Genomic DNA, 24,591 nt, shown 5'->3' with positions numbered 1-24,591 from the left:
CCTACTAGTTAAGAAAAAGGCTGGTTCCGATCGGTTTTGGGTTTATCCCGAGGTAGTTTGATAAAGATCGAAAATAAAAAAGCCCGCTCTCGATAAGAGAGCGGGCTTTTTTATCGCTGGCAATGACCGCGTAATTTAGTTTCGAACGCCGCTCCATACTTTGGCGGGATCGATTTCTTTGTCGGGGTTAAGTGTTTTCGCCTTTTCTAACAAGACTTCGGTGGTTTCAGGGATTTCTGGGTCGGAAATACAACAATCATCCACCGGACACACCGCCGCGCATTGAGGTTCGTCAAAGTGACCGACGCATTCGGTACACCGCTCGTAGGTAATGACATAGACGGTGTCACCTTCTCCTTGCCCTTCACCGACTTTGTTTCCCTTTTCTTCAGCAGCGCTACGGGTTTCAAAGATGGCCTCGTTTGGGCATTCGGGTAAGCACGCCCCACAATTAATACATTCTTCAGTAATCAATAAAGACATAATCCCTCCTTCTTAAACTTATCGTGCCAAAATTTGGTTTTCAAAAAAAATTTGTTCCAATGACCCTCTCGGGACAATAGGATCTCATTTTATTCTTGGGGGCGAGTCACGTCAACCGGACAGAAGGCCTATGCGTCTAAGCCTTTAGGGCCGTAAGGGCCTCTTGGACCAGAAAAAGCGTTCTAGTCCCATGATCGTGATAAGGCAAGAAGCTGTTGCTGGAATCAAAGATTTTGGTGAGTCTGTGATTTTACTTCCACCCATCGGCATTCCAAAATTGGACGGTATGGGGTCTACCAGCCACGACCAAGGCCGCCGCATAACGGATTCGAGGATAGACCGGATAGATAGCCCAGGGACGGCTTGCCAAATCGGTGTCGGCAATGTGGACAATAGTGGCCGGTTGATGAGGCAAGAATGTCAAGGTGAGGTCCTTCATGGGAAAGTTCAGTCCTGAGCCATGTGCCTTCACAAAGGCTTCTTTCCGTGTCCAGCATGTCAAAAAAGCGGCTTTTTGCTTGGAAACCGGAAGACTCTCGAGCCACTGCAGTTCTTGTGCACTCATGATTCGTTGGCCTATAGAGTGATAATCCAGCCCAGGTCTGGTGCCTTCCACATCAATTCCAACTTCTGAATCATGGCTGAAAGAAAATAGCGCGATTTTTTGGGAATGGCTGACATTAAAATAGAGGGGGCGGGAACCAGGGTTTGCCACAAAGGGTTTGCCCTGAGGACTTGAATCTAATTCGATTTCCTGCGGAGCCAAAGTGAGATAGTGCCCGAGTAGGGATCTCAACACTCCCCGTGTCGAAATGAACCGAGTTTGATGTTGGAGAAAACGAAACCGCTGAGCTCGTTCCTGTTCTTCCCTGCTCAGGCTCTCTTGGTAAACTTGAAGGCGGGAAGGAGGAAGGTCTACAATTCCGCGCCACACATGAACTTCCCCTTGTGGAAGAGTCAAGGGTGTGGGAGGGTCCATCCAGGGTTGAGTTTGGTGAGAAGTTTGAGAGTGCAAAATAGAAGTTGCCTCAGGACCCTTTCATTGGCATAGCATGGCAAATCTGGTCTGACTTTTCCAGCCTATCACATCAGGTAGAATCCTGATAAATCTCTTTCAAAGGATTACAGTATGTCTGGTCCACGCGAATCAGCGGCCTATGCGGCCTTAATTACCGCTGCCGTGGTTTGGGGGGGATCGATTGTGGCGCAAAAAGTGGCCTTAGGTGCCTTTTCGGCCGTGGAAGTTTCAGTCTTCAGAGGCATTGGGGCGTTAGGTATCCTCATTCCATTATGGTGGTGGAAAGACCAGGCTTCCACGAAATGGGCCTTTAAGGATATTGGGATCTTGTCGGCGTTGGGTATGGGGGTCCTAGGGAATCATTTACTGATATTGTATGGGTTGCAGTTTATCGATGCTGGCGCTGCTGGTGTCATTATTGGAGCAAGCCCCACCATTACCGCCGTATTGTCCTCATTATTTCTCAAGGACGTACCGTTTAGTCGGGTTTGGGTAGGATGTGCGATTTCGTTCGTAGGGGTGGCCATAGTTTCCGGAGGAAATGCGTCCGGGGATCCAGGGGACAAGCCATTGCTGGGTGGTATTTTGGTGGTTCTCGCTTTGGTCAGCTGGGCCCTTTATACCATAGGCAGCCGGCACGTCATGGAGCGGATGACGCCTCTTACGGTTAACTGGACAACGCTGCTCATTTCAATCCTGATCCAAATTCCTCTTCTTTGGACCGATCATAAAGTCTTGGATGTTGGCCTTGCGAGTGTCTCGGCTTCTGGTTGGATGGCCTTGGTGTATGTCGTGGTATTTGCCACGGCCCTGGGGCAACAGGCTTGGTTGTATGGAGTGTCGGGAATTGGTCCCTCAAGGGCAGGGGTGTTTATAAATTTGATTCCGGTGTCATCGCTTCTGTTGTCCCTCATTATTTTAGGGGAATCCTTCGATGTCGTGAAAATAATCGGTATTATCCTGGTCCTCAGTGGTGTGTGGCTGGTCACGAGATCCTCAACTTCGTGAGCGTATTCCCTTTGGTAGCTAAAAGATCTTATCGTGCCCTCCCCCGGTCTTCCTACTGATCTGCGAAACAAAAGGAGGGGAGGAATTAGATTCCGCAGCTACTCATTTACCAAGCCCAGGACAATTTTGCGAGAATAAATGAAACTTTAAACTGCGATAAGTATTGGGCCCCTTTTTATTTGTCACCAGCCACTAGCGACGAGCAACCAGCAACATGGCTCCAGGGGTTGCCCAAAGGAAACCAGGATGGGATGATGATCTAAGAAGAAAAGGTTGAGTCTATCCCCATCGATTCGACGATAAGGTGTTTGTAGAAAGGATATCGATTAATGTTGAAAGAGCGGATTGAAGAAGTCACGCGCGCCAATGAAGATTTCTATGGAGCGTTTGAATGTTTGGATATTATGAAAATGGATGGAATTTGGGCGCATCAGGAATACGTGACCTGTATTCATCCGGGTTGGAGTATTCGCGTGGGATGGCCGCTAGTTCGAGATTCTTGGGTGGTGATCTTTAATAATGTGTTTTCGATGGCATTCTCACTCACGGAGCTTCAGGTCCAAGTGGCGGGGGATTTAGCTTGGGTGATTTGTACTGAAAATATCACGAGCCGCCATGGAGACGATACGCAAAATAGTCGGGTGGTGGCGACAAATTTATTCGAACGGTTTGACGAAGGCTGGAAGATGATCCATCACCATGGCTCGCCGTTGATGGAGTAATGCTGGTGAAGACGAGGGCCATTCCCCTCCAGAGTTGATTTATCCGACCGATAGGGTTTTGCCCCATTCCAGAACAATGTTATCCCGTTCTTCCATGGTCATGCTGTTATACTTCCGGAACATTCCCATCCCGCCTTTTTTTCGTCGCCATCGGACGAAGTTGGTAAAGTGGTCTTTGCACAATTGCCCTGTACCCGAGGGGGCATAGGCTCGATTGGTGCAACCATCAATCATACAAAGCTGGTCACTCATGGATCGACTCCCTCAATAATAATATCTACCAAATTCCAGTATGCCGAACCGTCTACAGTGTTTGCAAATTACGCGTTGAGGCACGGTTGGCTATGGTGCCCGTTTGAAAATTTTTCCTTATTTATAGAGTCCAATATTCATACGAATACCCAAGATGACCGTTGTGGAGGGCTTAGGTTTAACGGAATCTGGATACTTGCGTTTCCGCTTGGCGACCCGCTATCGTACTCAGCGAGTTGAGTGAGTCCAGAAAAGTTAAAGATTGGGAAAGGAGCAGTTTGCATGTTAACAGCCGATGAAGTGTTCGAAAAATTACAGGCTGCCGCGCTGGCTTCCACAGACGAGGATGAGCGGCCATTACAAATTGACTATCAGGCCATGAAGAAAAAAGTAAATTTGGCCCTTGGTGGACGAAAGGTCGCCCATCTCTACATAAATGCTGGTCTTCCGCATGGATATGAAGATCAGGGACGGTTTAATGCGGTGGCCCTGACTTCGGGAAATGTCGCCTTCGATATGGTGATTGGTGATGATTATTTTCGATACGACATTTTTTCCCTCAAGGACTTGGAGAAAATCCAAATCCAGTATGGTGTCTGGAAAGATGAAGGTGGTGTAGGGGTGAGTGGGGATAAATTAAAAGCCCAAGAAAAGCCGTTTGTTTCTCTAACAATCACGCATGGAGAAGAATCGCATCTTCTGGTGTCATTAGACGATCCAGAACGAGAAGGCGCTTTGCTGGAAATCGTTGGGGCTATCTCGGCGGCGCGTCACCCAGAATAATTAGCTTTGGTCTGAGAAGCGGTCAAAAAAATCCCCTCCTGGAAACTCAGGAGGGGATTTTTTTTTGCTTACTGCTAAAGAAAAAAAGTTCGAAATTTAGCGAGCTGGATAAAAGGGAAGTGGCTGAACGAAGGCTGGATAATGGTGTTGATCATGGGCGATGGATAATTCCGTTTTGGGAATGGTGAAATCCCGTAATGGGAAAGCCAAGGCAATGGTTTTTTGAAGGGAAGGAGAATATGTGGCGCTGCTGATCCAGCCGACTTCACGATCTCCTTTGTAAATTTTTGTTCCAGGAGAGGGAACTTGATTCACGGGAGTTTCAATGACTAATCCGACCAGCCGCCGCTTCACGGAACCATAGGTGTCCATGCGGGCTACGACTTCTTGCCCGGGATAGCAACCTTTGGTCAAGCTAAAGGCCTTGCCTTCCAAGTTGGCTTCAGGTGGAACAATCTGTTCATTCAAATCCGGTCCAAGTTTGGGAATGCCTGCTTCGATGCGGAGGGTTTCTCTTGTCTGAGTGCCAAAGGCGTGAAGGCCGAGAGGTGTCCCAGAAGCCCAGACTTGTTCCCATACGGCAGGGAGGACATCGAAGGGAGCAAATAATTCGAAATCGTGTTCGCCAGTTTCTTCTGTTTTGGCGATAAGCAGTTGTTGGCCATTAAAGTCATGTTTGAGAAAAGAGTGGATCTTGAGGTTTGAGGCGTCTATGCCAAATGCACGGCTAATCAACTGAGGCGCTTTGGGGCCACTCACTAACAATAGGCCCCACGTTTCGCTACAACTTTTCATTTTGGCTTTGGTGCCATACAGCAAAAACTTTCTGAAGGTTTGAAACGTAGTATCCCCGACTTCTCCTGTGTCTTCCACCAAGAGAAATTCTTCAAGACAGTATACGCGGAAATAACTCAATATCTTTCCCTTATGGGACATAAAGCTAGAATAGAGCCATTGCCCAGTCTGTAAGGGAAGAATGTCGTTGCTGATGATGCTTTGGAGCCAGGAAACTCGATCGTTCCCTGTGACTTGGAGTAAGCCCCGATGGGAAAGGTCAGCCAGACCCACGTCTTTTCGTACCGCGAGGTGTTCTGCGATGGGGTTTCCGTAATGGGCCGACATTTCCCATTCCCCAACGGGTTCAATCTGGGCCCCTAACGATTGATGCTGTGAATGGAGGGGTGAGTGCTTCATGACGACACTTGCTTGGTGACTTCTTCGAGAAGCGCCAAGGTTCGGGAAGAAAATTCGTTCCGTGAGACGATCTTGTCGATTCCCAATTCTTTTGCCGCCCGCCAAGTATCCACTTCTTCGTGATTGGCAAATGCTAGCACCGGAATATGTTTGAGCTCTGGGTGCCCTTTTAGTGTTTGTAAGGCTTGCTTGCCGTTGAGTCTCGGATCATTCATATCCAACACGATTGCGACAGGATGAAGCTCTATGGCTTTTGCTTCGACATCTGTCTCTGATTTTATGCGTTGCAGGGTAAAGCCAGCTGGTTTAAAGGCATCGCGAATTTTTGTATAAAAAAATACATCACTCACGGCCACGAGAACGGTTTTGGGAGAATCCATATGTCATGAGTCCTGTTTGGGAAAAAATGGTGGATATCGCGGGAGTTCAGTTCATCAATGTAATGAGCCGCATCATCGCCCGCTTGGCTGATTCATACTTGGGATTCAAAGTGACGGCCGTTTTATAGCAGTCAATCGCGTGATCCCAGTCTCCTTGTTTTTCGTAGATTCGGCCGAGGTTCATATGCGGGAAGGCCGGGCTTTCATAGCGTTTGGCTTTAGTAGCCTTTTCCAACCAGGGGATGGCTTCGTCAAGTTGATCCAGTTCAATGAGGTAGGCGCCAATATCATTATAGGGATTGCCGAAGTCCGGATCTGTGGCAATGGCGCGATGACATTCCTCTATGGCTTCATGAAGTTGCCCCATGAAACTATAGGTCCACCCTAGAAACGTATGCGCCTCTGCTGTGGGGAAGGTGTCGATGGACCGTTGATATAACTTGATTGCCTCATCCAGCTTCCCTTTCATCTGATGATCATAGGCTTGCTGGAATAAATCCCATGCGGTCATTTTATCTTCTTGGAGTCCTTCCCCCTGTTGAACAAAATCTTGGATATTCATTATTCCTCTGAAGACTAATGAGGGTAGTGCTTATTCCCCTTTCAATTTCCGATAGACCAATTCGGCAGCACGTCGACCGGATAAGAGCATGGATCCAAACGCAGGTCCCATGCGTGGAGAACCATCGACGGCGGCAACTGCGAGCCCCGTAACAAAACAATTGGGGAAAACCTCTCGTGTATTTTCTACAACCATCGCCTCCGAACGTGCAACCCACATGCCTCCATTTCCGGGAACTGACTGATAGAGTCCCCGCTTATTCAGTAGTTCAACGATGATGGCATCATGGCCTGTGGCATCCACCACGATTTTAGATTCCAAGGCAATGGGGTCAACATGAATCCGGTCATGACCGACCCATTCAGCCGTGGAGTTATTGACCACGACTCCTTCAAGTACGCCTTCGCCTCGCAGAATCAAGTCGACGACCATGGTAAGGTTCATGATCTTAGCGCCCGCTTCATAAGCCGAAGCAATCAACCGGGCCGTGGCATGGGGTGGATCAACGATAGTCATTCCTGCGCATTCCTTAATGGGTTTGCACGGGACACCCATGCTTTCTAATATTTCATTGGCGGGTTCGCATAAGGTGGCTTTGTTCATCAAATAACCGCCAGACCAAAATCCTCCACCGAGGGCGAGGCTTTGTTCGATCAAGAGCGTGCGAATGCCCTTGGCGGCTAGATCATGGGCGCATAAAAGGCCCGACGGTCCACCGCCAACAATAATCACATCGCTTTCAATCAGTGAGTCAAATTCTTTATAAAATTCGCGCGCAATCTGACGAGTGACGTCTCGTTCACGAAGCGGCGCTGGATTGAGATTGTCCATCATGTCCCTCTATAAATATATTTCGCCACCGGTTTTTCGAAATTCCTCTGACTTTTCCTTGAGACCAGCCTGAAGGGCGAGTTTTTCGTCCATTTCTTTTTGCGCGGCATAATCGCGCACGTCTTGCGTGATTTTCATCGAGCAAAAATGTGGGCCGCACATGGAGCAGAAGTGCGCGCCTTTGGCGGCTTGGTCAGGAAGCGTGGCATCATGATAGTCCCGAGCCGTGTCGGGATCGAGCGAGAGATTAAATTGATCTTCCCATCGAAATTCAAACCGGGCTTGTGATAGTGCATTGTCCCGGCGTTGCGCCCCTGGATGCCCTTTGGCCAAATCTGCCGCATGCGCGGCAATCTTGTAGGCGATGACGCCATCTTTCACGTCTTCTTTGTTGGGTAAGCCGAGGTGTTCCTTCGGCGTGACATAACACAACATGGCGCAGCCGTACCACCCGATCATGGCAGCCCCAATACCGGAGGTGATGTGATCATAGCCGGGGGCAATATCAGTGGTAAGTGGACCTAAGGTATAAAAGGGTGCTTCGTGACAGGCTTCCAATTGTCGTTCCATATTTTCTTTAATCATGTGCATGGGGACATGCCCCGGGCCCTCGATCATCACTTGGACATCATGGTCCCAGGCGATCTTAGTCAGTTCGCCAAGAGTTTCGAGCTCCGCGAACTGGGCTTCGTCGTTTGCATCGGCAATGGATCCTGGCCGTAATCCATCTCCTAAACTAAAGGAGACGTCATAGGCTTTCATGATTTCGCAAATTTCCTCGAAGTGGGTATAGGCGAAATTTTCTTGGTGATGGGCCAAACACCATTTGGCATGGATCGACCCTCCGCGTGAGACAATCCCGGTCATGCGTTTCGCCGTCAGTGGGACATACGCAAGTTTCACACCCGCATGAATAGTGAAATAGTCCACCCCTTGCTCAGCTTGCTCAATTAATGTGTCACGAAAGATGTCCCAGGTTAGATCTTCGGCCTTGCCGTTGACCTTCTCCAGTGCTTGGTAAATGGGCACGGTGCCAATGGGGACGGGGGAGTTTCGAATAATCCATTCACGAGTTTCGTGAATATTCTTGCCCGTTGACAGATCCATGACGGTGTCCGATCCCCATCGGATGGACCAGATCATTTTTTCCACTTCTTCTTCAATGGATGAAGCCACGGCTGAATTACCAATATTGGCGTTGATCTTAACCAGGAAGTTCCGGCCAATGATCATGGGCTCGATTTCAGGATGATTGATATTGCTAGGGATAATCGCGCGCCCTCGAGCCACTTCATCTCGGACGAATTCCGGTGTGATGGTTTTCGGTATGTTGGCTCCCCAAGAATTGCCAGGGTGTTGAGCTACACCCCCTGATATTCCCTCCGCCTCAGCGTCGAGGCGCAATTGTGTCTCTCGAATGGCGATATACTCCATTTCCGGGGTGATCATTCCCTGGCGGGCATAATGCATTTGCGAGACATTCTTCCCAGGCTTGGCTTTCAGGGGCTTGCGGATATGGCTGAATCGGAGATCTTTCAGGCTGGGATCGTTTGCCCGTTGACGCCCATAGTTCGAGGAGACATCAGGCAATTCTTCGACATCTTGGCGGGCGAGAATCCAATCTCTTCGTAAGGGAGCAAGCCCTTGTCGAATATCGATTGTGGTCGAAGGGTCGGTATAGGGGCCTGAGGTATCATACACAACAATAGAACGAGACGAGGGTTTCGATGCCCCATTTCCATTGGTCCCATTGGCATGAGGGGACGCCGATAGAGCAATCTCTCGCATGGGAACGTCCACACCTGGTTGGCTGCCTTTGATATAGACTTTTTTCGATGCCGGCAGAGGAGTGGTGGTGAGGGTGGAATGTGCCTGACCATTGGAACCATGGCCATTCGAAGAATTGACCGTTGGGAGTTCTGGGTTCATCATGAAATCCTTTCTGCGAACTCAAGCAGGCAACACGGCCCTGCCAGATATAAAGGTGAGGTCAACATGGCCAAAAAAAAGCCGCCCTGGAGGGAGCGGCTTGGTAGAAGACTTCTCTATTCAACACCGCTTCCCTACGCTGGTACTAACCAGATCAGGTGGTAAGGGTTGTCTTTTTTCCCAAAGACTCTCAGCCGTGCGGCTCCCCTAGCTATTCTTTCACGCTCAAATGGTACTCGTTGCCTAGGTCCCTGTCAATCTGAAGCCTTGTAAGGAAATACTGTGGTTATGAGGAAACTATACGCCTTAGAATCACTGATGGACAAGGTGGGGGATTAAGACTTGTGCCCCTAAAACCCGATCATGCATCCTATGGCTTTGGAAATATGAAGAAATTTGCTACAATTAGAAACTTTATCTTTTGATTCCCTCGACCGTTCGGGGGGTGGTACAGGTTGATGGGTGTCCGGCACCTCCGGTCTCCCACTCACAATAAAATGGTTCACGAAAGGGTGCTTTGTGAATGTAGTTCAAGCGATTGAGCTTCCCGTTTCTGACTATCAAGACCTTTCCCCAGAGGAATTGTTTGAGCGCACGGTTGCAGCCAAGAAGGCGTTGGGCGATCAGGTGCTGATGCTGGGGCATAATTATCAGCGGGATGAGGTCATCGTCCATGCTGATCTTCGGGGCGACTCCCTGTTGTTGTCAAAATTAGCGGCAGAACGCTCTCAGCATCCCTACGTCGTATTTTGCGGAGTGCATTTTATGGCGGAAACTGCGGATATTTTAAGCCGTACCAAGCAAACGGTCATTTTGCCGGATATGGCGGCAGGTTGTTCCATGGCCGATATGGCGGCGATCGAACAGGTGGATCAATGCTGGGAAGAATTAGGGCGGGTGCTTGATGTTGAAAATGAGGTGATGCCGGCGGTCTATGTCAATTCGGCCGCCGTGCTCAAGGCATTTTGTGGCGAGCATGGTGGCATTACCTGTACTTCCTCCAATGCTAAGGCCGTCATGGAATGGTGCTGGGCCCGAAGGGAAAAGATTCTCTTTTTTCCTGATGAGCACCTCGGGCGGAATGTGGCCAATAAGATGGGCATGCCACGGGAAGAGATGATTGTGTGGGATCCCTTTATGCCCTATGGCGGCAATACGAAGGACGCGATTCGGAAGGCTCGACTGATTTTATGGAAAGGCCATTGCAGTGTACACCAAATGTTTCAGCCTGAGCATGTGGCATATTTTAAGAAGACCTATCCAGGGATCAAAGTCATTGTGCACCCGGAATGTCATGAAAATGTGGTCAATCAGGCCGATCTTGTAGGGTCGACCGAGTTTATTATTCGAACGGTGAAACAGGCAGAACCTGGAACGTCCTGGGTCGTAGGCACGGAGTTGAATCTTGTGAATCGGCTCAAAAACGAAGAGATCGATAAGCAGGTCTTTTTCCTATCCCCCACCGTATGCCGATGTGCCACCATGTATAGAATTGATGGGGCGCATTTGTGCTGGTGCATGGAGAATCTGGCGCAAGGCATCGTGGTGAACCAAATTTCCGTTCCAGAAGATGAAAAAGTCCTCGCCAAGTTGGCACTGGATCGCATGATGGCGGTCAGCTAAACACTATGAAGCCATCTCATCGCATTTAGTTCCCACCTTTGTTCGTATCCTGACTGAGTTAACCATGGATTATAAAGCAACCCTCAATTTGCCAAAAACCGATTTCCCGATGAAGGGAAATTTGCCTCAACGCGAACCGGAGTTTCTCGCGCGATGGGCCGAGCAACAGTTGTATCAACAAATACAGGAATCGCGCGCGGACAAACCGTTGTACATCCTTCACGATGGTCCGCCATATGCCAATGGGCACATTCACATCGGCCATGCGCTGAACAAAATCCTCAAAGATATCATTGTGAAGTCCCGAACCATGGAAGGCTTTCGAGCCCCATATATTCCAGGGTGGGATTGCCATGGCCTCCCTATCGAGCATCAGGTGACGAAACAGCTTGGGGCCAAGAAGAAGGAACTCACCTCCACGCAGCTTCGACAGTTGTGCCGGGAATATGCGGAAAAATTCTACTCCATTCAGCGGGATGAATTTCAGCGGCTAGGCGTGTTGGGGGATTGGGCGCATCCCTACCTCACGATGAACCACGAGTATGAAGCGACCATTGTGCGCGAGTTTGGAAAGTTCGTGGAAAAGGGTGGCGTGTACAAAGGTCTCAAGCCAGTGTTGTGGTGCACCCAAGACCAAACCGCGTTGGCGGAAGCCGAGGTCGAATACGAAGACCACGTCTCGCCTTCGATTTACGTGAAGTTTCCCTTTCAAGTGAATCCACACAAACAGTTTGGTATTGCTGGCCTGGATGCTGTGGAAAAGGTTTCAGTGGTGATCTGGACCACGACACCTTGGACTTTACCTGCGAATCAGGCGATTGCTCTGCATCCAGACATTGACTACGCCTTTGTCCAGGTTGACGATGAAGTCCTCGTCATCGCGGAAAAGTTAGTCGATGCAATGGCCAAAGCCTGCGAGTTGCCGGAACCAAAAATTCTTGCCGTGAAAAAAGGGAAAGATGGATTTGAAGGACTGGTGTGTGGGCGTCCATTAACCGAAGGGCTCTCGCCGATTTTGCTTGGAGACTTCGTGACGTTGGAGCAGGGCACGGGTTGTGTGCATATCGCCCCGGGCCACGGTATGGAAGACTATATCCTCGCGCTGAAATATAATGCCAAAGCCCAAAGCCAGATTCTCACCGAACCCCTTCAAGTCATGGTCCCGGTTGATGATCGAGGATGTTTTACAAATGAGTTTCAGGCTTTTGAAGGCGAACATGTGTTGAAGGCCAATCCAGAGATTGTCAAAAAGCTTCAAGAACTCGGCATGCTTCTTGGTCAGGGCACACTCGATCACTCGTATCCCCATTGTTGGCGCTGTAAGAAGCCAGTGATCTTTCGCGCGACGCAGCAATGGTTCGTGTCCATGGAAAAAGGACAATTGCGAGAGCGGGCGTTGAAAGAAATCGACCACGTGCAATGGATTCCGGAGCGAGGCCGCGATCGTATTTTTGGCATGATTTCCAATCGTCCGGATTGGTGTTTGTCTCGTCAACGGATCTGGGGAACGCCGATTCCAGGTTTTACCTGCACCAAATGTTCGGCCACGGTGGCGGACCCGAAAATCATCGCGCACATTGCCGACCTCGTAAGTGAGCGTGGCGCGGATGTGTGGTTTGAACGATCGGCGACTGAACTTCTTCCTTCGGGCACTTCCTGTTCTGAATGCGGTGGCCGCGAGTTCAAAAAGGAACAAGATATTTTGGATGTGTGGTTTGAGTCCGGCGTGAGCCATGCCGCCGTGGTCAAGAAGCAGGGGGAGGGATGGTGGCCTGCAAGTTTATATCTTGAAGGGTCGGATCAACATCGGGGATGGTTTCATAGCGCCTTGTTGTCTTCGGTGACCACGGATGGGTCGGCTCCGTACCGTGCCGTGCTCACGCATGGGTTTGTGGTGGATGGACAAGGCAAAAAAATGTCCAAGTCCGCGGGCAACGTGGTGGCCCCGCAAGATGTCATCAAACAATACGGGGCGGAAATTCTTCGCCTGTGGGTGGCAGCGCAAGATTATCAGGAAGACCTGCGGATCTCCGAGCCCATCTTGAAACAATTGGCTGAGCAATATCGGAAGATTCGAAACACGTGCCGGTATCTGTTGAGCAATATTTATGATTACGTTCCGTCCGATCCGAGCCACCAAGTCGCGATTGAACAATTACCGGAATTAGATCGGTGGGCGTTGATGCGACTCAACAAGCTCAATCACAACGTGCGGAAAGGGTATGAAGAATTCAATTTTCGCCAAATCGTGCACGAGTTGGATTATTTTTGTTCGGTGGATATGAGCGCCACGTACCTCGATATACTAAAGGATCGTCTCTACACCTTTCGCAAAGACTCACCTCTGCGCCGCGGTTCCCAGATGGTCCTGCATCATATTGTCACGAGTTTAGCCAGACTCATGGCCCCAATTTTAAGTTTTACCGCGGAAGATGTCTGGGATGTGTTGCCAGAAAAAAACAAATCCCCATCAGCGTATGACTCGGTACATCTTTCGACATTTCCTGAGCCTATTATTTTAGAGAACCAGGAAATCTTGGAAAATCGTTGGAAAGAGTTATTGGAAGTTCGGTCTTTAGTCTTAGGGATACTTGAGCAGCGACGACGGGACAAACTCATAGGTTCTTCTTTGGAGGCCAAGGTTATTTTAACAGTTCCGCAGAAAAGGCGGTTCGATATTCTTCATTCCTATGAAAAAAATTTGCCGGAGCTTTTCATTGTTTCTCAGGTGGAAATTAGGTTGGATGAGGGTTGGGGGTCAGATGCGCTTAAAGAGCCAAATAAATCTCTAGGTATCCTTCTCCTGGTAGAAAAAGCAGGAGGCGAAAAATGCGAGCGGTGTTGGAATTATCGGCCAACGGTTGGAACGCAAGCCGCACATCCGACGCTATGCGAGCGGTGCGTCGAGGCGGTCTCGTGAATGATGGGGGACGCCGGTATTTGTTGCTAGTCGGGGTGAGTTTTGTCCTGATTGCCTTGGACCAGGTCACCAAAATGTTTGTCATGCATACCATGCATTTGCATGAGTCGATTCCGGTCATTCCAGATTTTTTCAATCTGACCTACATTCGAAATCCCGGTGCGGCCTTTGGTATCTTTGCGCAATCCAATAGCGCCTTTCGGTTAATCTTTTTCGTGGGAACCTCCATTTTCGCATTAGGGTTACTCGGCACGATTTTCTATCGGCTCCATCCCGATGACGTATGGGGGCAGCTTACCGTATCCAGTATTTTTGGGGGAGCGATCGGCAATCTCATTGACCGCCTGCGATTCGGAGAAGTCATCGATTTTCTCGATTTTCATATCAAGGGCTACCACTGGCCTGCTTTCAATGTTGCCGATAGCGCTATTAGTGTCGGTGTCGTCTCTCTCCTGATCATTTTCGCATTGGACAAAAAGAAAGAAGACCCACCGGCCGGAACTCTGCCACAAGAAAACCTTCCGTAAATCTTACGTCAACCAAGAGGTGCGCAATGATCTGTGACCGCTGCGGAGAAATTGGTGAAACCTACATGACCGAAGAATACGGCGAAATCTGCGAAGCCTGCCAGCAACAAATCGAACAAGAAAACCGACAAAAATTCGGCCGTGCCCGCCCTCGAGGCCAAGACGGTTAAACTTTCGGTTTTCCTCTGAAGGCCAGATTAGAAGCAGTCGGTACAACCTTTAGCGAAATGTTCAAAATTTAATCCTTTGGGTAGTAAGCATTGGTGTGAAACCTATTGTTTAGGGCTGTATCGGCTTAGGGGGGGGTCCTGTCGGTAGAAAAAGTTGACCAGAAACCACAATCTTGATCGAATGCCTTTTGTCACCCCCTGCTCGGCAAAGGAATAAGAAAAACTACCCCTCCCCCCAACGGATTCCATTCCTCAGGAAAAACATCTGCGAATGCCGTTAAATATTTAGAAATTTTTGATAATCGCTGGAGGCGATTAAAAGAAAGCTTCAAGTGCTTATTACTTGAAAATATTCGAGGTTTATTCAATTTCATCCTGAATTGCCACACCGATATTTCCCCTAGTGTTTCTCCTTTTTAATAACCGCAGGAATTCAGATGTCGCAGGGCCAAAGTATCACCTTTGACTTTGTAACCCACATAACCTGTCGAAAATGTTTACGTACTACGCTAAATGGCGTATGTGCCGAAAAGTATTATTGTTTGTGAGGATGCTGGCTTCAGTGGTTTATCTTGCCGTCAGCTCCGTTTACAAAATGGAGGTATGCAGCCACTCCGTATAGCTTTTGAAACGAAACCATTACCAGAGATTAATGGAGATGTTTCAAGAATATGTTGGTCGATGGTAACGGTCTGTTTATATTTTTGAGCTCTTTTAATAAATGGCATGGGGCTTGCGAAAGGTATGCTTGCGCCGATAGTTCAGAAAATTCTGACCTATAAACAATTTTCTATAGTCTTTAAAAGGAGGTTTTCGCCATGAATCACTCTATCGGAATGAAATCTCGATCATTTTTTGTCCTCAGCGTGCTGACGATGATGGCATTTGTAGGATTCTCTTCTGTGAATCCCGCTCACGCGACGCCAATAAACTTGGGGACTTCTGATGTAGATTGGACTTCCTCTCAAACCAGTACCCACACGGACGCAGAAATTTCTGGCATTACCGGTATTTTGAACTTAACCCAAGTGTATAAACAAAACCAAGGTGGAAGTGAATCAGGGTCGTCCGCGAGTCACTACACCACTACTTTCCCCAATGGAGCCGAAGATGCTCAAATTACCTGGAATGGTCCAGGTTTTCTGGAATGCGCGGTTTTGGAATGCGTCATTCTTGCAAAGAATGGAAATCATAGCCCACAACAACAATTATTCAATGTGGGCGTGTCGGGCATTGGATGGGATGGAAAAATGCAAATTAATTTGGAAGACCTCTGGCCCAACCAGGGTTCATTTTCACATGTCGCCATTTATACTGCCCCTGGCACCGGAGGACAGGTCCCCGAGCCAAGCACAATGTTGCTACTTGGTTCAGGCCTAGTTGGCCTCATTGGTTATCGGATCAAAAAAGCCTGGGTCTAGGCACTTAGTCGCTAAAAGGATTCCCGAACATCGAGCCCCACCATGCTAGTGGTGGGGCTCGTTTGTTTTATGGAATCGTGGGGAAGGGGTCTATCTTTTGCTAAGTGTTAAGGAATCCAAATGCTCGTGTTTTTTCAGAGCATTGGGCGTGGCAGGTCCGAACTCCGCATTTAGAGAACCTTTAGGGATAGAAATACCGAAGGATGAAGGGAAATGTCGGTGGAAAAAATTTACGTAATCAAGCAGATAGTTAACTCCCATCAGTCACTAGTCTTTATTCTTCTGATAGCGTCGACAGGATTTGACGAACGCTTTGAATAGTCGTCGAGTCGAGGCGAATTGAAGACGTCGTTCCGGGTGCCATTGCACCGCAAAAATTTCCGGTCGGTTGGGGCGTTCCATGGCTTCAATAATTCCGTCGGCGGCCTTGGCGGAAGCAATAAATTTCGGTGCGAGTTTCCGGATTCCTTGGTGATGTTCCGTCGCCACTTTCTTTTTTCCAGGTCCGAGAATTTTACCCAATTTCGTGTGAGGAAGGATGTTGACCGGATGGACTCCGTTTTTTTTACCCTGATGATCAACCTTGGGGCCATTGGGGCGAGCTTTAATGTGTTGATACAGGGTGCCGCCCTCAATGACATTGATGAGTTGCATCCCGTAGCAGATTCCCAAAATGGGTAATCGCCGTTGGGCCCCGGCTTTGTAGAGCCAGGCCTCGAATTCGGATCGTTTTGAAAAGGCGACCTTGGTTCGCCGTTTGGGAGATTCTCCATACCATGATGGATCAAGATCATCTCCACCAACGATGACCAGGCCATCAATCCCCTCCAGGTAACGATCCAAGGTCGCTCGATTGTGGGCGATGGGCAATAACACCGGATGCCCTCCCGCCTCCGCAATTCCCGTGGCATAGCGATGATCGCATAATAAATCATAATCCGCGAAATCCTTGCGATGGGAAATGGCCTCGCAGGTGATCCCGATTAAGGGGGCTGGTGATTTTTTACTCATCGATGGAGCCTCGCTTTCGTCCTAACCATACCCGGTCTGTATTGGGAAGGGAGATCCCAATTTCCCGCGCAAAATCGTGGAGCGTATTGCCACTGAGCAATTCCACCATGCCTGTTCGATATCGTTTCGCAAAGCGGCGCTGCCACGTTTGGGGATGTTCTCGCTGTGCGAGAAGCGCGGCATCGTGAATAATCCGACTGCCATTATACCCACGCTTGAGTAGACGAAAGACTTCGAAGATGTCTTCTGGAATATCCATGACCTCGAATTCCTCGCGGTGCTCCCAAAGAAATCGATCTAAATAGTCGGGGACACTTATCCAATCCTTACGCCAAGGGAGTTTGCCACGCATACCTTTGGTTGCAGCTTCGAGGCGAGCTTCTAAATAATCGGCATGACTCATCCGGTTGGCGGACCGCTTTCCTTTTAACCACCGTAGGCACACGGCTTTGAGGAGGCATAGGTTCGCCACGACAAATTCCGGGAGATTTGAATCCAATACTCGAATTTCCAATGTCGGGGGTTTGGTTTTTCGTCCGGGGCTGTACACCATCTCTCGAGTGTTTACCGAGGTAAGGTGCCCACGTTTGGTGACCGTAAAATAGGCTTGATCTCCACGGAGAAACCTATTCGAAGCCTTCCCGGTGATCACTTTGTTCCAGATAGGAGAATTGGCTCCAATCGCGATGAAAAAAGGCAGTTGGTCATGAAGGTGCCAACTCAAAGCGCAGGCTTCTTTCTTGGTCATTTTCCGATTGGCAACTGAAATGTGCATATGCATTCCTGCAAATCGATTCGTCCATCCGCCAACCAGCAAGGGGACACGGTAATCTTGGTCTTCTTCCCGACTGCGATACAATCCTCGAAGATATTTGCGAAGTCCAGCTTTGAGAAGAAACAGCGATTCCCGGACAGTCGTAAACGGACGACTGTTGTATTCACTGCCAATGGAGGCGTCACGGGAAAATTTTTCCCCGGACTCCGAGAGTCCAGGCCGGGGTTTAGACAATCGCCGACCAATTTTGTGATCTGCCGCGTTGATGCTATAGGCTTCGATTTCGACCCCAATAATAATGCGCTGATGAATCGGTGTAATCATCAAGGATTCCTTATGAATCAGGTGTCTTAGGTGGTAACATGCAAAAGAAAAATTCTTGGGTTTGAGATGGGAGAGAGATGGTGATGGGATTTGAATGCCATGGTTATATCACAAATATTGGCTATATCAAGTAGGGAAGAAATGAAGGAGAAAGAAAATCCGTATGGGAAGTGCGGTGCCGAGCGTGGGAGGTACGCGCAAGGGATTAAGGTTTCAAATCTTCAAACCGCTGTTCAATATATGTATTAAGGGATTCTTTGGCCCGGTATAAATTGGTTAGCAGGACTGAGTAGGTGGCTTCAATTTTTTTCAAAGTATCCAAATCGTCAGCGGTCAGAGGCAGCTGAATTTTTTGAAATTCGGTAATCGTGGTCCCTCTGTGTTGCAGAGTTAATAGAAGGGCATCATAGGCTTCTCCTTTCGTGACTAAGGGACTGCGTTCGGCTTTTAAATGGGCAATCAGGCTGCGAACGTCTTCCGAAATCATTCGTGAGTTTTCCGCCAGCTTCTCCCACTTCTCCACATCCGGTCGTGCATTAAATTCCTCTAAGGTTCCCACAAATTCAGTCTGAATCATTCCTAAATGACTCAGATTGGCGCTGAGGTCCAAGAGTCGTTCTTTTTCTTCTCGGATTGACAAATCGTCATAAATGCGAGTTCCGGTGTTAAAAGATTTTTCGATTCCATCCGCTAGGGAGCCCATCGCTTCGCCAGCCATGGTGACAAAACCAAACAATTTTTCTAAAGCAGGGGAGGCAAAGGCCGGGAAGGCCAATAGGAGAATACACAAGACGAAAACAATCTGAAGAAAGGCAGACCGGGTTTTCCTGGTTTTTCGCGAAATGCCTTTACTAAGAAGTCTTTTGACGAAATTTGGCATTTTGGGGAGTTTCGGAAATCTATTAAACACTTCCCATTCTCTATAAAACAAATTCTTGGCACTCAAAATATGAGCACGGGTAATTTATCTGTCAATCCCAACATTATCAATACAATAAAAGGGGTGTTGCGTTAATTTGTGGGCACTTATCCATCCGATTTCTTCGGAACTCCAAATAACGTTCCACCTTTAAATATTTTGAATAGGTACAACAGTGATGGAAATAATAACAGCGCGCCGGTGAATAGCGCGATGACAATAAGGCGTAGCATAACTTCCGGTGATGAGGCATTGAAGATTGTAAGATAAGGGGGTACTAAATAGGGAGATTGCGCAATGCCCCACGCCAAAATTGTAATCGTAACTTGAACAATCGCGCAGGTCCTTGCCCACCAATATCGTCGGGTGACTAACAACGCGATCGCTACCAATGTCAGACTTCCCATGCCTATTTGAAGAAAACCTCCCCATAGGCTGTTCGTCAATTCTCCCCACAAACGGGGGGCTCCAGTTTTTCCGAGTAGCATGACCAGCTCTTCTAAGACGCCGGCTATTAACACCGAGGCGATGGCCCGTTTTCTAAAAAGTTCCTGAAGTTCCAGGTCCTGTGTTTCCAAAAGAAGATAAGAGGCCGCCAAATAGGCAAACAGCACCAATGTGAATACACCCATCACCAGTGGAAACGGCTGGATCCAAGGAGCCACGAACCCTTCAAAAAAACTCTCAGGCTTCACAGGAAAATTGCCGGCCGTCACTGAGCCGAGAATAATGCCGAGCAGCAGAGGACTAATCAGGCTGGAGAGCGCGAAAATTTGATCCCACCGTAAATGAACGTCATCATCTTTCACGTCGTAATGTCGAAAGGCATAGGCTGACCCTCGAAGAACAATCCCAATCACCAGAAGGGTCAGCGGGATGTGAAGCGTAATGGACACCTGTGCATAGGCTGGGGGAAAGGCCGTAAATAAAATCGTGACGACCAAAATTAACCACACGTGATTGGCTTCCCAAATCGGGCCGATGGCCTCGCCGATTAACTGGTGTTGATTCCGTCGAGTTTTTCCCCTCGCGAGGAGGTGCCACACACCGGCACCGAAGTCGGCACCACCCATGAGAGCATAAAACGTGAGCGCGAGAAGTAGGACGATCCCCAGGATCGTTTCATATCCGATCATGCGCGCTTCCCTTCATTTGCATTTCAAATTGGGTGGGTGTGGCCGTAACATGACGCCACATTAGCCAGATGACGATAGCGGCGAGGAAAGCGTACAATCCCGCGAAGAAAATCAGCGAAACGGAAATCCCTGGCATGGGAGTCACTGCTTGGGCAGTCTTTAAATACCCCACCACCACCCAGGGTTGCCGTCCCACCTCTGTTGCCACCCAACCGACTTCCGTCGCAATAAAGCCAAGCGGTATCGACAACACCAACGCCTTTAAAAATAATTTCGATTGGAATAGAGTTCGTGTTTTGAAGGCCAACCATGCCGCCCACACAGCCATCCCCATCATGAAAAAGCCAATGCCCACCATAATTTGAAAGGCCGTACGCACCACCCCGATGGGAGGCCAGATTTCCTTGGCAAATTCCTTGATCCCTATCACCTCGCCATGAGGGTCCATGTGTAACATCAGGCTCAAGGCATATGGAATTTCGACAATATAGTCGAAGGCTTCTTTTTCAGAATTCCAAATCCCGCCGAGTCGAAATGGCGCACCCTTTTGCGTGTGTACTTGGCCTTCAAAGGCTGCGAGTTTTAGGGGTTGATATTCAGCCACTTGTTTGGCCAGGAAGTCACCATTCAATGGTTGAAACAATGCGCTAACACAGCCCACGGCCAACGCGATTTTTAGAGCCCCTTGATGAAAGGCATTACCAGGATGGCGAAGAAGCAGAAATGCATGAATGCCAGCGACCGCAAAACCCGTGGCTGCGAAGGCCGCTGTAATCATATGCAAGGCCTGAAGGCCCCCTGAAGGATTCAGCAATGCGGCAATGGGGTCGATGTTCGCGGGAAGGCCATTGATCATCGTAAAACCCCGCGGCGTGTTCATCCAGCCATTGGCCAGGACCACAACAACACCGGATGTAATGCCACTCAGCGCGACGACTCCTCCAGCTGCAAGATGCGCATGCGGACTGACCTTTCTCCATCCGTAAAGATAGATACCGAGAAAGATGGCTTCTGTGAAAAACGCAAATCCTTCAATGGAAAAAGCGAGCCCAATAATTGGACCCGCGAATTCCATAAATTTTGGCCATAGTAAGCCAAGCTGAAATGACAACACAGTTCCCGTTACCGCGCCCACTGCAAAGAAAATGGCAGTGCCTTTGGCCCAACGTTTGGCAATGGTGAGGTATACCTCGTCCCCGGTTTTCAGCCAGCGCCATTCAGCAATCACCATCATGAGTGGCATGGCCATTCCAATGATGGCGAATATAATATGGAAACCCAGGGACATGGCCATGAGGGATCGAGCGGCAAGTAAATTACTCATTATAATAATTTTACCGTAGAGGATTGCGAAAGGAAAAAATAATGCGAATACCTGAGACAGGAAAGCCCATGTTCCCCTATGCTGTTTGACTCCAACAACATCCATTTCCCCGTTGTATTTCTCAACATCAATAATTACGAGAGGGTAAAGCACTTATGCACAAGTGTGCGGACGGTCGAATCTGTGGTCACGACCACCAGAGTCCACGGAACTTCCCTGGAGCAAAGATGGCGAAAAATCGTTTCTCGAATATGGCTAGGAATTTCATGCAAGGCGCCGTCTAATATCAGAAGCGATGGACGGGTGATAATGGCCCGAGCTAATAAAATCCGCAATTGTTGACTGGGCGTGAAATCCCGACCACCTTCCTTAATGTTCGTCTGCAGCCCATCGGGTAGCTCATCAATTTCTTGATTCAGCTGCACCACGTTTAATGCCCACAACAGATCTTCAGATTCGATGCCGCTTCGCCCCATGGTGATATTGTCAGCCATAGTGCCTTCAAACAATCTGAGATCCCGGCCGAAGACGATACCTCGAAGTTCGTTGACCTCGTCAAGAGAGACATTTCGGACATCAATGCCGTTATAGCGAACCACTCCGGTTGATGGTGGCTGTAATCCCGCGATTACCAAGGATATGCCATGACGCGTTGATTCCGTTCCACAAATCAGCGCGCATTTTTCGCCAGGAAGCGCTTCAAAATTAACATCCTTGGGGATCGACCACCAGGCACTGGTGAGACGAATACCACTACACGCCAGATGCACTCCTTGAGCGCCGGATTGGGGAATTGAAAAATCAGCGGAATCTGTCGTTGCACGGTCTTGAGGGAGGGAAAACAAATGGTCAAGTTCCGTGAGGGCTGTAAAAAAATAATACACGAGATAGAGGCGTTTCACGACGGACTCGAGATTGAGCAAGAGACTGGCCACAATAACCTCTGCTGCAACCAATTGTCCCAACGTTAACTCGCCCTTGCTGAGAAGCCAACCAGCCGTTCCCAATAGCCCGGTGTGAAGGATGACCTGAATCGACAGAGATCCAATGTATTGACGGAGCAACACACGAAATCGACTTTTGCGTGCCTGCACATAGGCCGTGGCTAAGTTATCGGCTTTCTCAACGACCAAATCCAAACAACGAGTAGTTTTAAAATGCAACAAATTGTCGGCCACTTCCTGAAACCAATGGAAGGCATCATATTTCGCATCGGACATGTGCAGCGTGGTCCGAAGCCCTCCCTTTCCCAACGCAAAAATGAGAAACGTTGCCCCGATTAAAATGACATCGAATATGAGGAAATACGGATGATAGAGGGCCAGCAAGACCATGCCGATGAATCCACCAATAAAGACGTTCGTAAAATCGACAAAGAGATTGGCAAGAGCCCGCTGCATAAAAATGGTTTCAAAAAAACGGCTGATGGAGTCGGTGTGAAAGGAATCTTCTTTAAAACGTGGCAAGATTTGGGCGAGAGCCAACGCGACTCGAACAAAGACTCGACGCTCGAGAATATCGGTTGCGTAAAACTGCAACACACGAAAGACGCTGACAAAAAGAAGAATCACGGCCATGATGCCGACCAGAGTGACCACCATGACGGGCGAAACGGCAAACGCGAAGGTGTTGACCAATTCTTGGACCGTGAGCGGAATAATCAGAGAAAAGACCCCGACGACCACGGCATAGGACAGAATGGCTAATAACACGGAGCGTTCCTGTTTCAGGAACAGGCCGAGGCGGTCGAGATTCTCCCGAAGGAGAGGAAGATGTTGACTCATACGAAAGGTATGCCCTTCATCCGTTTACCTCTGCGGCGAATGGCCCGTTGGCCCACCCGCCGATCGCCCATTGATATAACGCAAGGGCCTTTTGGTAATCCGCTAGGGCAGTAATTAATTCTTCAGCCGCTTGGACCACATGCCGCTCACGAAGATTGACAAACACCAAACTGGTTGCTCCCAATTTGAAGCGAGTGCGTTCGCCTTTTTCCAATTCCTGCGCCAATTGCAACGCCTGTTGTGAGACTTGAATGCGCTCCTGCGCACGGGAAATGGCGGATTGTGCATTGTCGACATCCAGTGCCACTTGCTGCATGCGATAGCGCTGCAATAATTTCAAGCGTTGGGCTTTCGCTTCCATTTGCATTTGGTCTCCGCGTGCTCCGCGCTGAAGAAACGGAAAACTTAATTGCACCCCAAACCGATAGCCCAACCCCAACACAAACTCACCGGGCTTTCTGGTGGGTTGGGCTTCCGCAGTCAAATCGGGAAGAAAATTGTTCTCCGCAACATCCAAATCAATGTGGTTGAACTCAGCTTCGAGATTGACGAGTCGGACTTCAGGCCGAGCGGTGGCTGCTTGTTGGCGATCGTGTTTAAATTGGTCAGAATCTAGCGTGGACTCAAGAGGTGGAAACTCCGGGGCCATCATCTGTGCCGGGACCACGGGATTGTCGCCTTCCCACAAAAATAAGGCGAGTCGATATTGCTCTTCCTCGAGTTTACGCCTGGCCTTGATCAACAGATCTCGCCGTCGTTGTACTTCCTGGTTGGCTTCAATGCCATCGAATTGCGCCCTTGCCCCTGCATCCGCCTGTTTCATGGTTTGTGCAGAACGGGCGTCTGCTACCGAGACGGCTTTTTCTTGAACCTCGACAAACTTTCCAGCGGCGACCCAATTCCAATATTGTGTGGCCGCACCAAGATATAAGTCTTGCCGCGCCTGTTGAATCTCAAGGTCGGCTTGTTTATCGGCCAAGTTGGACTTCTGCAATTCGGCTCGGGCGGGGTTCGTCATCAATCCACGAAGCATAGGAAAGACAATTCCTAACAGCGGCTGATTTGAGTTTTCGATACCCAAATCCGCGATTTCTACATCGCCGATACCCGCACGAAATCCGGCAAACCCTTTAATCCCCCAAGGGTGCCGCATTTCAACGAACGTATCATTAAAACCGACACTGACGGTCTTTCCATCCTTCACCAGTCGTTCTAATTCCCAATCGTTCACAAGGTTCGGTTCAAAGGCCCCGAGAGCTTTGAGCACTTTTCCGGCCGCCACAGTTTTTTGCGTTTGACTACTTTGGAGAAGCGGGTGTCCCTGTTCAACCTTCGTCAACACCTCTTGTAAGGTGAGGACGGATGAAGGTTGTTTCCCAGAAAGTTCGCGTGTGGGATTTTCAGCCTGCACTGGTGTGACACTCAATCCGATCAACAACCCGATAATTATTATTCGGACTATGGTCAACATGATTCCTCTCCTATTATGAGTTTG

The 24,591-nt window shown here is 49.0% G+C and carries 23 protein-coding genes and 1 riboswitch; of the genes, 8 read left to right on the top strand and 15 right to left on the bottom strand.

The annotated features are described in order from the left end of the window. Window positions 1-135: 135 nt before the first annotated feature. Both PPG34_RS09390 and PPG34_RS09385 read right to left on the bottom strand, forming a co-directional pair. A complete protein-coding gene (locus PPG34_RS09390) occupies window positions 136-483 on the bottom strand; it encodes a 4Fe-4S dicluster domain-containing protein (RefSeq protein ID WP_313832994.1) in 348 nt (115 codons plus the stop codon). 250 nt (window positions 484-733) lie between these two features. After that, entirely contained in the window at window positions 734-1,417 is a 684-nt protein-coding gene (locus PPG34_RS09385; RefSeq protein ID WP_313832992.1) for a 4'-phosphopantetheinyl transferase family protein, read from the bottom strand. 195 nt (window positions 1,418-1,612) lie between these two features. On the opposite strand from PPG34_RS09385, the gene PPG34_RS09380 reads away from it, so the two are divergent. Together PPG34_RS09380 and PPG34_RS09375 are read left to right on the top strand one after the other, a co-directional pair. Beyond that, window positions 1,613-2,509: a DMT family transporter gene (locus PPG34_RS09380; RefSeq protein ID WP_313832991.1), complete on the top strand. Its 897-nt coding sequence runs from the start codon at window positions 1,613-1,615 to the stop codon at window positions 2,507-2,509. A 329-nt stretch (window positions 2,510-2,838) separates the two neighbouring features. Next, entirely contained in the window at window positions 2,839-3,231 is a 393-nt protein-coding gene (locus tag PPG34_RS09375; protein WP_313832990.1) for a nuclear transport factor 2 family protein, read from the top strand. A gap of 39 nt (window positions 3,232-3,270) precedes the next feature. Here the strand turns inward: PPG34_RS09375 and PPG34_RS09370 are convergent, their stop codons facing one another. Then, entirely contained in the window at window positions 3,271-3,483 is a 213-nt protein-coding gene (locus PPG34_RS09370; protein ID WP_313832988.1) for a hypothetical protein, read from the bottom strand. A gap of 282 nt (window positions 3,484-3,765) precedes the next feature. On the opposite strand from PPG34_RS09370, the gene PPG34_RS09365 reads away from it, so the two are divergent. Further along, entirely contained in the window at window positions 3,766-4,266 is a 501-nt protein-coding gene (locus PPG34_RS09365; RefSeq protein ID WP_313832987.1) for a hypothetical protein, read from the top strand. A 96-nt stretch (window positions 4,267-4,362) separates the two neighbouring features. On the opposite strand, the gene ygfZ is transcribed toward PPG34_RS09365, so the two are convergent. The 5 genes from ygfZ to thiC are packed head-to-tail and all read right to left on the bottom strand — an operon-like array spanning window position 4,363 to window position 9,165. Then, the gene (gene ygfZ / locus PPG34_RS09360) at window positions 4,363-5,460 is read right to left on the bottom strand and encodes a CAF17-like 4Fe-4S cluster assembly/insertion protein YgfZ (RefSeq protein ID WP_313832986.1); all 1,098 of its coding nucleotides are present in this window, start codon (window positions 5,458-5,460) and stop codon (window positions 4,363-4,365) included. Further along, window positions 5,457-5,840, bottom strand: a complete 384-nt coding sequence (locus PPG34_RS09355; RefSeq protein WP_313832984.1) for a response regulator — start codon at window positions 5,838-5,840, stop codon at window positions 5,457-5,459. Before PPG34_RS09355 ends, ygfZ begins: the two co-directional genes overlap by 4 nt. A 46-nt stretch (window positions 5,841-5,886) precedes the next feature. Continuing rightward, window positions 5,887-6,402, bottom strand: a complete 516-nt coding sequence (locus PPG34_RS09350; RefSeq protein ID WP_313832983.1) for a tetratricopeptide repeat protein — start codon at window positions 6,400-6,402, stop codon at window positions 5,887-5,889. 30 nt (window positions 6,403-6,432) lie between these two features. Then, window positions 6,433-7,236: a sulfide-dependent adenosine diphosphate thiazole synthase gene (locus PPG34_RS09345; protein WP_313832981.1), complete on the bottom strand. Its 804-nt coding sequence runs from the start codon at window positions 7,234-7,236 to the stop codon at window positions 6,433-6,435. A gap of 6 nt (window positions 7,237-7,242) precedes the next feature. After that, complete coding sequence (gene thiC, locus PPG34_RS09340; protein WP_313832980.1) at window positions 7,243-9,165, bottom strand: phosphomethylpyrimidine synthase ThiC; 1,923 nt, start codon at window positions 9,163-9,165, stop codon at window positions 7,243-7,245. Window positions 9,166-9,276: 111 nt separating this feature from the next. Beyond that, window positions 9,277-9,381, bottom strand: a riboswitch (TPP riboswitch). Window positions 9,382-9,681: 300 nt separating this feature from the next. Between thiC and nadA the strand changes: the two genes are divergently transcribed. The 5 genes from nadA to PPG34_RS09315 all read left to right on the top strand — a co-directional run bounded on the left by nadA (window position 9,682) and on the right by PPG34_RS09315 (window position 15,823). Then, window positions 9,682-10,785 (top strand): quinolinate synthase NadA, encoded by a 1,104-nt coding sequence (gene nadA, locus PPG34_RS09335; RefSeq protein ID WP_313832979.1) that lies wholly within the window; start codon window positions 9,682-9,684, stop codon window positions 10,783-10,785. 64 nt (window positions 10,786-10,849) lie between these two features. Beyond that, window positions 10,850-13,705 (top strand): isoleucine--tRNA ligase, encoded by a 2,856-nt coding sequence (gene ileS / locus PPG34_RS09330; RefSeq protein WP_313832978.1) that lies wholly within the window; start codon window positions 10,850-10,852, stop codon window positions 13,703-13,705. Continuing rightward, the gene (lspA, locus tag PPG34_RS09325) at window positions 13,615-14,232 is read left to right on the top strand and encodes a signal peptidase II (protein ID WP_313832976.1); all 618 of its coding nucleotides are present in this window, start codon (window positions 13,615-13,617) and stop codon (window positions 14,230-14,232) included. The genes ileS and lspA overlap by 91 nt, the downstream gene beginning before the upstream one ends. A 26-nt stretch (window positions 14,233-14,258) precedes the next feature. After that, a complete protein-coding gene (locus tag PPG34_RS09320; protein WP_313832975.1) occupies window positions 14,259-14,402 on the top strand; it encodes a hypothetical protein in 144 nt (47 codons plus the stop codon). An 818-nt stretch (window positions 14,403-15,220) separates the two neighbouring features. After that, complete coding sequence (locus PPG34_RS09315; protein ID WP_313832974.1) at window positions 15,221-15,823, top strand: PEP-CTERM sorting domain-containing protein; 603 nt, start codon at window positions 15,221-15,223, stop codon at window positions 15,821-15,823. Window positions 15,824-16,090: 267 nt separating this feature from the next. On the opposite strand, the gene PPG34_RS09310 is transcribed toward PPG34_RS09315, so the two are convergent. The 7 genes from PPG34_RS09310 to PPG34_RS09280 all read right to left on the bottom strand — a co-directional run bounded on the left by PPG34_RS09310 (window position 16,091) and on the right by PPG34_RS09280 (window position 24,567). Beyond that, a complete protein-coding gene (locus PPG34_RS09310; protein WP_313832973.1) occupies window positions 16,091-16,834 on the bottom strand; it encodes a gamma-glutamyl-gamma-aminobutyrate hydrolase family protein in 744 nt (247 codons plus the stop codon). Then, window positions 16,827-17,933 carry a glutamate-cysteine ligase family protein gene (locus PPG34_RS09305; protein ID WP_313832972.1) on the bottom strand — a complete coding sequence of 369 codons (1,107 nt, stop codon included), beginning with the start codon at window positions 17,931-17,933 and terminating at the stop codon, window positions 16,827-16,829. The genes PPG34_RS09310 and PPG34_RS09305 overlap by 8 nt, the downstream gene beginning before the upstream one ends. A 205-nt stretch (window positions 17,934-18,138) precedes the next feature. Next, window positions 18,139-18,723 carry a hypothetical protein gene (locus tag PPG34_RS09300; protein WP_313832971.1) on the bottom strand — a complete coding sequence of 195 codons (585 nt, stop codon included), beginning with the start codon at window positions 18,721-18,723 and terminating at the stop codon, window positions 18,139-18,141. A gap of 236 nt (window positions 18,724-18,959) precedes the next feature. Then, the gene (locus tag PPG34_RS09295; protein ID WP_313832969.1) at window positions 18,960-19,988 is read right to left on the bottom strand and encodes a cytochrome d ubiquinol oxidase subunit II; all 1,029 of its coding nucleotides are present in this window, start codon (window positions 19,986-19,988) and stop codon (window positions 18,960-18,962) included. Then, the gene (locus tag PPG34_RS09290; protein WP_313832968.1) at window positions 19,975-21,312 is read right to left on the bottom strand and encodes a cytochrome ubiquinol oxidase subunit I; all 1,338 of its coding nucleotides are present in this window, start codon (window positions 21,310-21,312) and stop codon (window positions 19,975-19,977) included. The genes PPG34_RS09295 and PPG34_RS09290 overlap by 14 nt, the downstream gene beginning before the upstream one ends. A 134-nt stretch (window positions 21,313-21,446) precedes the next feature. Then, window positions 21,447-23,096, bottom strand: a complete 1,650-nt coding sequence (locus tag PPG34_RS09285) for an ATP-binding cassette domain-containing protein (RefSeq protein ID WP_313832967.1) — start codon at window positions 23,094-23,096, stop codon at window positions 21,447-21,449. 16 nt (window positions 23,097-23,112) lie between these two features. Then, complete coding sequence (locus tag PPG34_RS09280; RefSeq protein ID WP_313832965.1) at window positions 23,113-24,567, bottom strand: TolC family protein; 1,455 nt, start codon at window positions 24,565-24,567, stop codon at window positions 23,113-23,115. Between the last annotated feature and the right edge of the window lie 24 nt (window positions 24,568-24,591).

It is taken from the genome of Candidatus Nitronereus thalassa, assembly GCF_032191465.1.
Lineage (GTDB): Bacteria > Nitrospirota > Nitrospiria > Nitrospirales > UBA8639 > Nitronereus > Nitronereus thalassa.
This window is presented reverse-complemented; position numbering and strand designations above follow the sequence as displayed.